This window comes from Salmonella sp. NW722 (genome assembly GCF_051702785.1).
Classification (GTDB): Bacteria; Pseudomonadota; Gammaproteobacteria; order Enterobacterales; family Enterobacteriaceae; genus Salmonella; species Salmonella enterica.
In genome coordinates this window covers 457,714-470,809 of record NZ_JAMMIN010000001.1, presented here as the reverse complement: position 1 = coordinate 470,809, position 13,096 = coordinate 457,714, and the positions used below count along the sequence as shown (strand labels likewise).

At 51.3% G+C, this 13,096-nt stretch carries 14 protein-coding genes; 6 read left to right on the top strand and 8 right to left on the bottom strand.

Translation table 11 applies throughout. The features are described from left to right. Positions 1 to 5 precede the first annotated feature (5 nt). On the top strand, positions 6 to 764 hold the full coding sequence (chbG, locus tag NA330_RS02320; RefSeq protein ID WP_000442730.1) for a chitin disaccharide deacetylase: 759 nt from the start codon (positions 6 to 8) through the stop codon (positions 762 to 764). A 43-nt stretch (positions 765 to 807) separates the two neighbouring features. Here the strand turns inward: chbG and katE are convergent, their stop codons facing one another. Continuing rightward, positions 808 to 3,060, bottom strand: a complete 2,253-nt coding sequence (katE, locus tag NA330_RS02315; RefSeq protein ID WP_023242013.1) for a catalase HPII — start codon at positions 3,058 to 3,060, stop codon at positions 808 to 810. Positions 3,061 to 3,424: 364 nt separating this feature from the next. Between katE and cedA the strand changes: the two genes are divergently transcribed. After that, on the top strand, positions 3,425 to 3,667 hold the full coding sequence (gene cedA, locus NA330_RS02310; protein WP_000977510.1) for a cell division activator CedA: 243 nt from the start codon (positions 3,425 to 3,427) through the stop codon (positions 3,665 to 3,667). 102 nt (positions 3,668 to 3,769) lie between these two features. On the opposite strand, the gene tcyP is transcribed toward cedA, so the two are convergent. The 3 genes from tcyP to hxpB form a co-directional block, all read right to left on the bottom strand. After that, positions 3,770 to 5,161 carry a cystine/sulfocysteine:cation symporter gene (gene tcyP, locus NA330_RS02305; protein ID WP_023242014.1) on the bottom strand — a complete coding sequence of 464 codons (1,392 nt, stop codon included), beginning with the start codon at positions 5,159 to 5,161 and terminating at the stop codon, positions 3,770 to 3,772. A 136-nt stretch (positions 5,162 to 5,297) separates the two neighbouring features. Then, entirely contained in the window at positions 5,298 to 5,897 is a 600-nt protein-coding gene (locus tag NA330_RS02300; protein WP_000505804.1) for a metal-dependent hydrolase, read from the bottom strand. 137 nt (positions 5,898 to 6,034) lie between these two features. Beyond that, positions 6,035 to 6,703: a hexitol phosphatase HxpB gene (gene hxpB, locus NA330_RS02295; RefSeq protein ID WP_000106854.1), complete on the bottom strand. Its 669-nt coding sequence runs from the start codon at positions 6,701 to 6,703 to the stop codon at positions 6,035 to 6,037. 148 nt (positions 6,704 to 6,851) lie between these two features. Here hxpB and NA330_RS02290 point away from each other — a divergent pair, with 148 nt between their 5' ends. Further along, positions 6,852 to 7,388 (top strand): YniB family protein, encoded by a 537-nt coding sequence (locus tag NA330_RS02290; RefSeq protein ID WP_023242015.1) that lies wholly within the window; start codon positions 6,852 to 6,854, stop codon positions 7,386 to 7,388. A 42-nt stretch (positions 7,389 to 7,430) separates the two neighbouring features. Here the strand turns inward: NA330_RS02290 and NA330_RS02285 are convergent, their stop codons facing one another. The 3 genes from NA330_RS02285 to pfkB all read right to left on the bottom strand — a co-directional run bounded on the left by NA330_RS02285 (position 7,431) and on the right by pfkB (position 9,717). Next, the gene (locus tag NA330_RS02285) at positions 7,431 to 8,291 is read right to left on the bottom strand and encodes a fructosamine kinase family protein (RefSeq protein ID WP_000267686.1); all 861 of its coding nucleotides are present in this window, start codon (positions 8,289 to 8,291) and stop codon (positions 7,431 to 7,433) included. A 106-nt stretch (positions 8,292 to 8,397) separates the two neighbouring features. Further along, positions 8,398 to 8,688 carry a type V toxin-antitoxin system endoribonuclease antitoxin GhoS gene (gene ghoS, locus NA330_RS02280; RefSeq protein ID WP_000146133.1) on the bottom strand — a complete coding sequence of 97 codons (291 nt, stop codon included), beginning with the start codon at positions 8,686 to 8,688 and terminating at the stop codon, positions 8,398 to 8,400. A gap of 96 nt (positions 8,689 to 8,784) precedes the next feature. Further along, entirely contained in the window at positions 8,785 to 9,717 is a 933-nt protein-coding gene (gene pfkB, locus NA330_RS02275) for a 6-phosphofructokinase II (RefSeq protein ID WP_000251707.1), read from the bottom strand. A gap of 288 nt (positions 9,718 to 10,005) precedes the next feature. Here pfkB and NA330_RS02270 point away from each other — a divergent pair, with 288 nt between their 5' ends. Then, entirely contained in the window at positions 10,006 to 10,764 is a 759-nt protein-coding gene (locus tag NA330_RS02270; protein WP_080164333.1) for a DUF481 domain-containing protein, read from the top strand. Between the two features lie 48 nt (positions 10,765 to 10,812). Here the strand turns inward: NA330_RS02270 and NA330_RS02265 are convergent, their stop codons facing one another. Continuing rightward, complete coding sequence (locus NA330_RS02265; protein WP_001046434.1) at positions 10,813 to 11,772, bottom strand: lipid A deacylase LpxR family protein; 960 nt, start codon at positions 11,770 to 11,772, stop codon at positions 10,813 to 10,815. A gap of 142 nt (positions 11,773 to 11,914) precedes the next feature. Here NA330_RS02265 and NA330_RS02260 point away from each other — a divergent pair, with 142 nt between their 5' ends. Together NA330_RS02260 and NA330_RS02255 are read left to right on the top strand one after the other, a co-directional pair. Beyond that, positions 11,915 to 12,229, top strand: a complete 315-nt coding sequence (locus NA330_RS02260; protein ID WP_000916613.1) for a hypothetical protein — start codon at positions 11,915 to 11,917, stop codon at positions 12,227 to 12,229. After that, the gene (locus NA330_RS02255; protein WP_001044093.1) at positions 12,226 to 13,080 is read left to right on the top strand and encodes a DNA/RNA non-specific endonuclease; all 855 of its coding nucleotides are present in this window, start codon (positions 12,226 to 12,228) and stop codon (positions 13,078 to 13,080) included. Before NA330_RS02260 ends, NA330_RS02255 begins: the two co-directional genes overlap by 4 nt. The last annotated feature ends 16 nt before the right edge of the window (positions 13,081 to 13,096 follow it).

Genomic DNA, 13,096 nt, shown 5'->3' with positions numbered 1-13,096 from the left:
AGGCTATGGAACGCGTGTTGATTGTGAATGCCGATGATTTTGGCCTGAGTAAAGGGCAAAATTACGGCATTGTTGAAGCATATCGCAACGGCGTTGTGACCTCCACGACGGCGCTGGTCAATGGCGAGGCTATTGACCATGCGGCGCAGCTTAGCCGCGAGCTGCCTGCGCTTGGGGTGGGAATGCATTTTGTTTTGACGTTAGGCAAACCGGTGTCAGAGATGCCGGGCCTGACGCGAGACGGCCTGTTGGGGAAATGGATCTGGCAAATGGCGGAGGAGGATACGCTTCCGCTGGATGAAATTGCGCATGAACTGGCGTGTCAGTATCAGCGTTTCATCGACGTATTTGGCCGCGAGCCAACGCATCTCGACAGTCACCATCATGTGCATATGTTCCCGCAAATTTTCCCCATCGTCGCCCGCTTTGCGGCGCAGCGCGGGATTGCGTTACGTATTGACCGCCAGACGGTGTTGAATGCAGACGATCTGCCGTCGGATTTGCGCAGCACTCAAGGATTTAGTAGTGAATTTTACGGCGAGGAGATCACCGAAGCGTGCTTTTTACGCATTCTGGACGCCTCGGCGCATCGAGGAGAAGCCTCTCTGGAGGTGATGTGTCATCCGGCGTTTGTGGACAACATTATTCGCCAGAGCGCCTATTGTTACCCCCGCTTAACTGAACTGGAGGTGTTGACGTCTGCGTCACTCAAGGCAGCGATTGCGGAACGTGGATATCGTCCTGGCAGTTTTCTTGATATTTAGCTCCTGAGTTTGCGGCGCAAGAATGCGCCGCATTTTTTGCCGTTTATGCAGGAATCGCGTTAATTTTCCCCGCACGCGACCAGACACGATGTGCCGCCATCAGCGTCAGCAGAGTGTCCATAAAGTGGTGGTCAACGTTATCTGCCTCAACAAGTCCTTCTTCCCCCTGGCTATCAATGTTTAAAAGCGCCTTAAACCGTCGGGCGTCGCCTGCCAGTGCGATGGGCTTCAGATGTTTGTAGGCTTCCAGAAGGTAGTAACGGGCATCGCCGCAACTCTCGATATCGGCAATATTGCCGCACGGTACTATTACCGCATCGACCGTTAGCGACGGCGCGCCGGCAAAGGTTGCCGCAATAGTTAATGTTGAACCGTCATCAGCCGTTACTTCACCCATCCGTGAATAGAGCAGTTTTGCGTGGACGCCTTTAGCTTTTAAAGCCTGCAAAATGGTCAGCAGATCGGCGGCGTTAACCTTGTCGTTCAGCAGGATAGCGACCACGCGGCCTTTAACATCGCCGTCCGGCACCGCATACAGGCTGAGCGCCGGATCTTTTTTCAGACCGTTGACATCAGGAGGCGGGGCAATTTGCGTTTGCTCATGGGTGAGTGCAAAACCGAGATTATGCGCGACGCCCTCAGCCAGCGTGACATCAATATGCGCTAACTGATCGACCACCCGCTCCCGAATATACGCGCGGGCGACTTTACCCAGTTCAAAGCTGAACGCGTCAATAATATGCTGCTGTTCTATCGGCGTCTGACTGAGCCAGAACAGGCGAGGATGCGAGTAATATTCACCGAAAGAGGGGCTGCGTTCGCGGATTTTATTGCCATCCACGCGTTCCTGGTATGATTCGAAGCCGCCGTGTTTTGGCGCTGGCGGCGTTTCGCGTGGCCAGTTGTCATTAATGGAGTTTGGTTCATAGTTCGCCGGATTGGTGTCGATATCCATCCGGTGCATACCGTCACGCTGGAAGTTATGGTAGGGGCAGGTAGGGCGGTTAATCGGAATTTCGTGGAAGTTTGGCCCGCCCAGACGACTGATTTGCGTGTCGGTATAAGAGAACAGACGCCCCTGTAACAGCGGATCGTTGGTAAAATCAATGCCGGGAACAATATGCCCTGGATGAAATGCCGCCTGTTCGTTTTCAGCGAAAAAGTTATCCGGATTACGGTTTAACACCATTTTGCCGACGCGTTGTACTGGCACCAGCTCTTCCGGAATCAGTTTGGTCGGATCGAGCAGATCAAAATCGAATTTAAATTCATCCTCTTCGGCAATGAGTTGTAGGCCCAGCTCGTATTCCGGGAAATCGCCCGCTTCGATGGCCTCCCACAGATCCCTGCGGTGAAAATCCGGATCGCGACCGGTCAGTTTTTGTGACTCATCCCACACCAGCGAGGCTTTACCTGCCAACGGTTTCCAGTGGAAACGGACAAAGGTCGCTTTCCCTTGTGCATTGATCAGACGGAAGGTGTGAATGCCGAACCCTTCCATCGTCCGATAACTGCGTGGAATACCGCGATCCGACATTGCCCACATGACGTTGTGCAGCGTCTCAGGCTGTAAGGAAACATAGTCCCAGAAGGTGTCGTGCGCGCTCTGTCCTTGCGGAATAGCCCAATGTGGTTCGGGCTTAACGGCGTGCACAAAATCCGGAAACTTATGCGCATCCTGGATAAAAAAGATCGGCGTGTTATTACCGACGAGATCGAAAATTCCCTCTTCGGTATAAAATTTGGTCGCAAAACCGCGGATATCACGTACGGTATCAGCAGACCCCGCGCCGCCCTGTACTGTCGAAAAGCGAACAAAGACCGGGGTAATTTTCTGTGGATCGCACAGAAACGCGGCTTTCGTGATGTCGCTCAGGTCTTTATATGGCTGAAAATAGCCGTGCGCTGCTGATCCGCGGGCGTGAACGATCCTCTCCGGGATACGCTCATGGTCAAAGTGGGTAATTTTCTCGCGCAGGATAAAATCTTCCAACAGCGTAGGGCCACGGCTGCCGGCGCGAAGAGAATTTTGATCGTCGGCGATGCGCACGCCCTGATTGGTGGTCAGCGCATAATTTTCGCTGCCTTTACGAAAGGCGTCGAGGGCAGTGAGCTTATCATTCGCGGTCTCGGGCGCTTTTAAGCTGCCGGGGGCCGTTGGTTGCGCGCCCGGCGGCGTCGGTTCTGGCGTGGGGCGATGTGAACCGTCTGACGGCGCCAGGGAGTCCAGGCCGGGCTGTGATTCACGGGTATCATGCACGGGGGACTGATGGGGGGATTTCTCATTATGCGACATTGAACTCGTCTCCTGCTTTCATCACTGAAATGGGCGTGGTAGTAGTCAAAATCACTCTAACTATAGAACATTTCAGCAATTATGCCGGGGGAGAGCGGAACGGCAGACAGGGTATAACAGGGAAATCGCACGCGCGGAACAGGACGTCGGGGGCGAAGATCGGCTAAAATAGTGTTTTTCTGATTTTTAGCCTTAGAGCCTATCCCAGTAGGCGTTATTGGCGCAGCCAGTTTGGACACGGACAGCGCGCAAAAACCGGAGCGTACACGTAGTACGTGAGGATTTTGAGCACTGCCCAGGACCAAAATGGCAAGTAAAATAGCCCTAATGGGATAGGCTCTTAGCCTCTTTTAGTGAAGCATTAATGATGAAACCTCTTCGCCAGCAAAATCGCCAGATTATTAGCTATATTCCGCGTGTTGAACCCGCGCCGCCGGAACATGCGATAAAAATGGATACGTTTCGCGACGTCTGGATACTGCGCGGTAAATATGTTGCCTTTGTTCTGACGGGGGAGTCATTTCAACGGTCGCCCGCCTTTAGCGTGCCAGAATCGGCGCAGCGTTGGGCGAATCAGGTTCGCCAGGAAAACGAAATCGCTGACTAAGAAAAAAACAAAACGCCGGTACTGGAGACCGGCGTTTTTAGTGACAGACATTTTGAGTTGCTGATCGTCGTGTCTCAGACGATGTGAACTCCCGATAATGTATTATCGATGCGCCAGTTCAGCGTCTTCTTCGCTATCGAGAATGGTTTTATCGGTCTGCTTCAGCCACTGGCTGGTCAGCGTACCCGCGGTCATTGAGCCACTCACGTTCAGCGCGGTACGGCCCATATCAATCAACGGTTCGACGGAGATTAACAGCGCGACCAGCGTGACCGGTAAGCCCATGGCAGGCAGCACAATCAGCGCGGCGAAGGTCGCGCCGCCGCCAACGCCGGCAACACCCGCCGAACTTACGGTAACGATACCCACCAGCGTGGCTATCCATACGGGGTCTAAGGGGTTGATGCCGACTGTCGGCGCAACCATTACCGCCAACATCGCAGGATAAAGACCGGCACAACCGTTTTGGCCGATGGTCGCGCCAAAAGAGGCAGCAAAGCTGGCTATGGACTCCGGCACGCCCAGGCGGCGGGTTTGCGCTTCGACATTAAGTGGAATGGAGGCGGCGCTGGAGCGGCTGGTAAAGGCAAATGTCAGCACCGGCCACACCTTGCGGAAATATTTCAGCGGGCTAATCCCGTTCACGCCCAATAGTATGCCGTGAACCAGAAACATTATCGCCAGACCAAGATATGACGCTACCACGAAGCTTCCAAGCTTAATGATGTCCTGCAGATTGGAGCCAGCAACCACTTTCGTCATCAGCGCCAGTACGCCATAAGGCGTAAGTTGCATCACCAGACGCACCAGCTTCATCACCCAGCTTTGCAGGGTATCGATAGCAACAAGCACACGCTCGCCTTTTGGCGCATCATCTTTCAGCAGTTTAAGCGCGGCCACGCCCAGGAATGCGGCGAAAATCACCACGCTGATAATAGACGTAGGATTTGCGCCAGTCAGATCTGCAAACGGATTTTTCGGTACAAAAGACAGCACCAGTTGCGGCACGCTGAGATCGGCCACTTTGCCGACATAGCTCGTCTCAATGGCATTCAGACGCGCGGTTTCCGCGCCGCCCTGAACCAGACCTTCCGCCGTCAGTCCGAACAGATTGGTGACCAGCACGCCCACCAGCGCTGCGATAAGGGTAGTAAACAGCAGCGTGCCGATAGTCAGAAAACTGATTTTCCCCAATTGAGAGGCGTTATGCAGTCGTGCCACGGCGCTTAAAATAGAGGCGAATACCAGCGGCATCACAATCATTTGTAGCAATTGCACATAGCCGTTGCCGACAATATTGAACCACTGAATGGAGTCTTTTAACACCTGACTGTCAGCGCCATAAATGGTGTGCAGGGCCAGACCAAAGATCACGCCCATCACAAGGCCGACAAGCACTTTTTTAGCCAGACTCCACTGTTTATGACGGGCCTGCGCCAGTACAAACAGCAGAATGACGAACACCGCAATGTTCGCAATTAATGGAAAATTCATCCCCGTTCTCCTGATTTTTTTATTATGAAGCGCTGTGTTTTAGCGATTCTGTTCGCGCAAGATTAGCAGAACTGTGAGCTGGCTCTTATATTCAAATGGAATGGTTTATACCAAAAATGACTTTGGCGTTGATTTACTAATCAATCTGGTGATTTATAAAACGATTGAACTGCATTTGCAGGATAGTGATCATCTGCGAAGACCAGCGTATGACGTTGTTTTCCGGCATGGACTGCGGCATCCACACCGCCCAGGCAAACAACGCCATACATAAAAATCGCTCCAGCTGATTGCCTTTGCGCGGCGCCAGAATAGGCAGGCGGAAACGCCAGCGGCACGGCCACAGTAAGGGAACGCCTGCGGGGGTGAGCATATCCGCGACGATATGGCTTAAATAGCCGAGTACCATGCCTTGCAGCGCATCCGCCGGGATAATCCACGTATCCGGAACCTTGAGATAAAAGGTCGCCAGTAGGGCAAAGACCGCCAGCAGACTATGGGTAAACCCCCGGTGACCGAACGCGCGGGCGATCGGTTTCGATACCCATTTCAGGCGCTGACCAAGAAAAGATTTGGGGTGGTCGATATCCGGCAGCAGACAGGTCAAAATAGCCGAAGGAATAATATGCCACCAGTCGCCGTGCGCAAGGACGGGCGTTAACTCGGCATTCTTGGCGAAAACCGCGCTGGCTATAGAAAAAAGAAGATGTCCTTCCGCCGTCATGATAAAACCCATTAAACTGTCAATTCATACAGTATAGGGTTTTTATACAGTAGGCGGAAGTGGTGACGTTGTAACTCTTTGTCTCTGTCAAAGCCGCTTGCCGTCTGGCTCAGCGGCTAATTGCCCGTTGACTTTGTTTCGGAAACATCTTAACCGAGTAGATGCGCCGCCGTCAGCTCTGTCAGTGAGTTAAGTTTGACATTCGCCAGCGCAAAGCGCGGATCATGCTGGTTTTCTTCTGCTGGCACCACAATGGCGCGCATTCGCGCCGCCTTTGCCGCGATTAGACCATTCACCGAATCCTCCAGCGCCACGCAGGTTAATGGATCAACGCCTAATTTGGCCGCACAATCCAGATAGACCTGCGGATGCGGTTTGCTGTAGGGCAATTTTTCCGCAGAAGCCAGCGCGTCAAAACTGTCGCGCAGTTCAAACATGGTGAGCACTTTTTCCAGCATATGCAGCGGCGATGCCGAGGCAAGCCCCACTAATAACCCCTGCGCTTTACACAGTGCCACGGCCTCGCGCACACCCGGCAAAAGAGGGCGCGTCTCTTCGATAAGCGTAATCGCGCGGGCAATAACACGGTTTGTCACTTCCTGGCGATCGGGGCCGCTCCACGGTTGCTGCGCAAACCAGAGATCGACAACCATATCAATGCGTAGCCCAAGCGTGTCTGGTAACTCATGGCGCCGAGTAATATCTACGCCTAAACTTGCCATCACGTCCAGTTCAGCGCGATCCCAGAGCGGTTCGGAATCGATCAGTAGTCCATCCATATCGAAAATTGCAGCAAGAATTTGACGTGGGGTTGACATCACAACCTCTCCTGTTGAGATTAAAAAATAACGAATTAAGCGTTCATTATGACCATGTTCTTAGTATATCGCCCTTAAAGATCAGGCGAAAACGTGAATCAACAGGTAGACTTAGGCCAAAACGACGCGTCTTTATCAAGGGGAACTCATGACGTATCAACAAGCTGGACGCATTGCAATCCTAAAAAGAGTTGTTGGGTGGGTTATTTTTATTCCGGCACTGCTTTCCACGCTCATCTCAGTCCTTAAATTTATGTATGCGCACAGTGAAAAGCAGGAGGGGATAAATGCGGTAATGCTGGATTTTACCCACGTAATGATAGACATGATGCGCGTGAATACGCCGTTTCTGAATGTTTTTTGGTACAACTCGCCGACGCCGAATTTTCAGGGAAGCCTGAATATCGGTTTCTGGCTCATTTTTATTCTGATTTTTGTCGGGCTGGCGATGCAGGATTCCGGCGCCAGAATGAGCCGCCAATCACGTTTTTTACGTGAAGGCGTGGAAGATCAGTTGATCCTGGAAAAAGCAAAAGGCGCGGAAGGACTAACGCGTGAGCAGATAGAGTCACGTATCGTGGTGCCGCACCATACCATCTTTTTACAGTTTTTCCCGCTCTATATTTTGCCGATCATTATTATCGTGCTCGGCTACTTTTTCTTTTCCTTGTTAGGCTTCATGTAAACTGAAAAATGCCGGATAGCGCGTATCCGGCATGGGCTGTACCTATACCGCAAGCAGCCGATCCATCGCTTTTTGCGCAGTAGCCAGGTGCTGACCGCCAAACAGCCTTGCCCGATTAAGCAGGGTGTAGAGCTGGTAAATCGGCTGCCTGTCGAGAAAATCCAGCGGTAGCGGCGAAACGGACTGATAGCCATCATAAATCTGCGGTGGCTGATCGGTATGCAGCGGCAGCATCGCCAGATCGCATTCTCTGTCGCCCCAATAGCAGGCTGGATCGAAGATATAGGGGCCGTCAGGGCCAAGCGCGCAGTTCGCCGACCATAGATCGCCATGCAAAAGAGAAGGCTGCGGTTGATGCGACGCCAGACGTTGCTGAACATGTTCAACAATGGCGTCAATATTACCAAAGGTAATGCCTTTTTCCGCGGCGAGTTCAAGTTGCCAGCCAATGCGCTGTTCGGCGAAAAAAGTCGACCAACGGCGTTGCCAGGTATTCGGCTGCGGCGTGGTAGAGAGCGCGTTGTCAAAATCGAGGCCGAATTGAGGTTGATCGCTCCATTGATGTAGACGCGCCAGCTGTTGCCCAAGAATAAACGCATTATGGGCATCCAGCGGGCGGGGCGAGAGGTAGTCCATGACTAAAAAGCTGTAATCCCGATCCGAACCTACCGCCCATACCTTAGGCACAACAACGGTTTTACTGCGGGAGAGCAGCTCCAGCTGATCGGCTTCAGCGGTAAAACCGCGAAGCATTTCTCGTTCATCGCACTTCACGAAAAAATCATGGCCTGCATAACGTAAATGCCATGCGGCATGAACTTCTCCGCCTGGCAGTTCATTACGCAGTTCGATTTCGCCTTCACCGACTTGCTCGCTTAAAAGACGACTGATAGCTTGCCACATAATGTCTCTCCCCACGTTGTCTGCCAGATCATAAGGTTAGCGCAAAAATGCGGTTAAAAAATACGAACTAACGCACATCGCGGACGCGCCGCGGCGGGAATGGCACTTATTGTGCGTTTTTACTCCACGCCTCCCAGGTCGCCACGGTAATGTCGACATCCTTATCTAACGCGCTTTTCGCAAGTCCGGCGACAAGCGCTTTGATTTCATCAGCGCTCTGAGCGCTAACAAAGCCAAACGTATTGGTGCCGAGCTCATGCACATTCCCTTCATCGTCCGTTAATGTCAGCAAAAAACCGCTACGCGTCAGATGGTTATTGAGTTCGTTAATCTCGGTCAGGGAATCTTCATGGAAGGTTACGGTAATAACATAACGGGTAATATCGCCACTGGCCATCGTTCACCTCGTTGGGAGCAACTGTGTTTTTAACAGCGGCGGATGCGCCGCCCGTTAACCGATTTTCCGGTATCCCCCTCGGCGAGGGGGAAACGATTATTGCGCGGAAAGATAGGCGTATATTTTTTGGGTATCGTCACGGGAACACAGACGCGTACCTTGATTGAGCGTAGCGGCGCTGCCTGCCGCCACACCGAAGCGCACCATCTCTTCCAGCGACGCGTCTTGCGCCAGTTTTAACGTCATCGCGCCCACCATACTGTCGCCTGCGCCGACAGTACTTTGACTTTTCACCGGGGGAGGAACAACCTGGATGCAATTCTCACTGTCTATGCCCAGCGCCCCTTGCGGCCCCAGAGAGACCACTACCCGGCGAGCCTTGCCGCTTTGCACTAATTCCTGGGCCGCTTTACGCACATCATCAGGCTGCGTCAGATCGCGATTGACTAACGCGCTCAATTCTTTCAGGTTAGGTTTCACCAGTTCGATATCGCCAAGCGCCAGCGCGGCGGTGAGCGCGTCGCCAGAGCTATCAATAATGCAGCGAATGCCTTGCTTCTGCGCGGCGGAAATCAGTTGCGTGAGTTTCTCGACCTTAACGCCGGGCGGAAGGCTGCCGCTGATAACCAGAATTGCCCCGGATTCAATTTCCAGTACCTGTTCTTCAAGCTGGCGAAATTCGTCATCGTCCAGCGTGGCGCCGGGCATAACAAAACGATACTGTTCGCCGCTGGACTCGACGTGGACGTGCAGGTTCTGACGCGTCCAGTCTTTCGCATCGACGGTAGACACGGGGACATTTTCGTCAGCCAGTAGTGCGACCAGATGTTCGCCGGTAGCGCCGCCAGCCGGGAAAATTGCGGTCGCGGTGCCGCCAAGATGCGCAATGGCGCGAGCGACATTAATACCCCCGCCGCCGGGTTCGAATACCGGCGCGGAGCACCGCAGTTTACCTTCGGGATAAATTTGCGGCGTGATTGTTGCGCTATCGAGAGAGGGCGCAAGCGTCAACGTATAGATACGTACCATCGTTACCTCCTGTTAGGCTGATTTCAGTCTGGCACTTAATCCCCGGAAAGTGAAGGAATTAACAATATGATTTTCCGGATCTTTATTTAAAGAAGTACGATGTAAAGTTATATAAATAAATGAATGCTTCGGGAGGGTTCTTATTCAAAAAATGAAATAGTAATTGATTGCTATGTTATTCGGGGCTTCTTATAATTCGCTACCTTTCCAGGGGCGTTTGTCATTGATCCCTATGAAAGTTTCCGGGACCGTCGTGGTCTCTTTTTTAGTTGTACGGACTCTATATAAATGAAGCTTTTGAAGGCAGTACCCGCTGTAGTTATGCTGGCGGGTGGCGTGTTCGCGTCTCTGTATGCCGCCGCCGATGATTCCGTTTTTACTGTCATGGATGATCCCTCCACCGCGAAAAAACCTTTTGAAGGTAATCTGAATGCGGGCTACCTTGCTCAGTCAGGCAATACTAAAAGTTCTTCCTTAACGGCTGACACGGCGATGACCTGGTATGGACAACGTACCGCCTGGTCATTATGGGGCAATGCCAGCAATACCTCCTCTAATGATGAGCGCTCTTCAGAAAAATATGCGATAGGCGCGCGTAACCGTTTTAATATGACGGATTATGATTATACCTTTGGCCAGGCCAGTTGGCTGACAGACCGTTTCAACGGTTATCGTCAGCGCGACGTACTGACCGCCGGTTACGGGCGGCAGTTCCTTAATGGCCCAGTGCACAGCTTCCGTTTTGAATTCGGTCCAGGGGTTCGCTATGACGAACATACGGACGATACCACTGAAACGCAGCCGTTGGGTTATGCTTCCGGCAGCTATGCCTGGCAGTTAACTGACAATGCTAAGTTTACACAGGGGGTGTCAGTATTTGGCGCAGAAGACACCACACTAAATTCGGAAACAGCCCTCAATGTCGCCATTAACGAACATTTTGGTCTAAAGGTGGGGTATAATTTAACGTGGAACTCGCAGTCGCCTGAATCAGCGCCTGAACATACCGATCGCCGCACTACGGTAACGCTGGGCTATAAGATGTAATATTGCGCCGGGTTACGTTACGTAACCCGGTTATTCCGTGGTGACGCCTCAGAAGAAGAAGGTGATGTCGCCGTTGATATAAGAATAGTCGTCTCCGGTGCGAAATTCCGACGTGACTTTGTTTAAAGAAAGAGAAAATGCGACGGGAGAATAGCCGATGGTGGCACCGACGCGATATTCATCCACGGTTTTATTAATATCCACCGTTTCCATTTTTGTTTGCAGCGTTTTCCCCTGTAACGTGTAGTTTTTATCAACTTCCCTGCGCTCAACGCCAGCAAATACTTTATAGATCAATCCCTCTTTTTGAGTGTGTATTAACCCTCGGCGGGACAGTAACCCAAACCCATTATCAGAGTTGAAGGTCTTATCATTTCCCAGCGCAACGGTTGCGCCGTACCCCAAATACTGGAAGAGATTGCCGCCGACAGCAGATACTTCTGGATAGAAGCCCACATTGACACCCAGAATATCAATAGCTGGCGTAAGGGAGACCATTCCTTTTGCCGTGTAACCATAACGGTTTTCAATTTGATCCTGCCAGGCAGGGTATTTTTCTGCGCCTATTATTCGATGCGCCCGATTCTGAACCTCCTGACCGCCTGCGTCAGGACCAATAACGCCAATATCGGTACCTAAACGATAACGTAACCAATTGGTGGCTAATGAATTCCACTCCAGTCCGGTATGAAGAAAGGCGCTGAACGCGCGGTCGCCTTTGACGGCTTCAGGCTTTCTCTTATTGGCGCCTGATGGAGAATAAATATCTTGCGCGATATGAAAAGAGAGTTGACTGGCGTCAGTGAGATCGTGGCTGTAGCCTAAAAAGAGCCCGGCAGTATAATCACCCCGGTCTGCAGCCTTGTGCCCATAAAGGGCATTTAAGGATGGTTGAAATATACCTGCATCATCATTCGCCACTGAAATAGCAAGGCTACTGGCATTGGCCATTGTGGTCGTACTGAGTATGGCGGCAATCATCGTTGCGCAATAGCTGTATTTGTTCACTTTTTACCCCTGAATATGAAAGTGAATACTCTTATTTTTACAAAGTAATAAGCACAGCAGCATGATGCGCAGTGCTTATTAAACCTTTAAATATAACTAAACTCCTGCCAGCAGCGAGTCATTGAGAGGATACGTTGCCTTAATGTTGAAAAATGGTGTTAAAAAACATGCGCCAGATATTATTGAATATCCATTTTTCATTCGCTATCTGAGTGCGAGAAATTATTGGCTTCACGATTATGCATATAATACGATGTTTTTTGGTATCAACATGAATATCATGTTGTATTCTTTTGAGCTCATTTTCTTTGATGGCTTCGATGTTTATCTGTTATTAATTTTTACCGTGATAGTGTTGTCTTTAATGATGAGCGCATCTAACGGCTGGCAGGGTAATATAACCAAATTATTGCCATCTGAATTATTAGGGCAGTTATTATTAAGGAAGAAAAAATGAATAAAACCATTAATCTGCTAAAATTACTGCCCGTAGTATTATTAAGCGCATGTACTACATCGTATCCTCCCCAGGATACAACATCGGCACCCGAGTTACCCCATCGTAACGTACTCGTTCAACAACCTGATAACTGTAGCGTTGGCTGTCCTCAAGGAGGAAGTCAACAAACAATCTATCGCCATGTCTATACGCTCAATAATAATAGCGCCACGAAATTTGCCAACTGGGTTGCCTATAGCGTGACAAAGACCAGCCAGGCAAGCGGTCGCCCGCGGAACTGGGCGCAGGACCCCGATTTACCGCCCTCGGATACGTTGGCCCCTTCGGCCTATAAAAATGCCCATACGCTATTAAAAGTCGACAGGGGACACCAGGCGCCGTTGGCAGGATTGGGCGGCGTTTCGGACTGGCCGTCGTTAAATTATTTATCGAATATTACGCCGCAGAAATCCGCCCTGAACCAGGGAGCATGGGCTGCACTGGAAAACCGGGTGCGCGAACTTGCCAAACAGGCTGATGTATCTGTAGTGCACGTAGTGACCGGCCCCCTTTTTGAGCGGCATATCGCCACATTGCCAGAAGATGCGACGGTAGAAATTCCCAGCGGGTACTGGAAGGTTTTATTCACCGGAACGGCGCCGTCAAAAAGTGAAGGAAATTACGCTGCGTTTATTATGGATCAGAATACACCCCGTTCGGCGAATTTTTGCGACTATCAGGTTACCGTGGAGGCTATCGAACATAAAACGAAGCCAGTGCTGACGCTGTGGTCTGCCTTGCCTGAAGCGGTAGCCAGCGAGGTGAAAACGACAAAGGGGAGTCTGGCGCAGAAGTTAGGTTGTCGATGAGAAGCGCTATACGGCG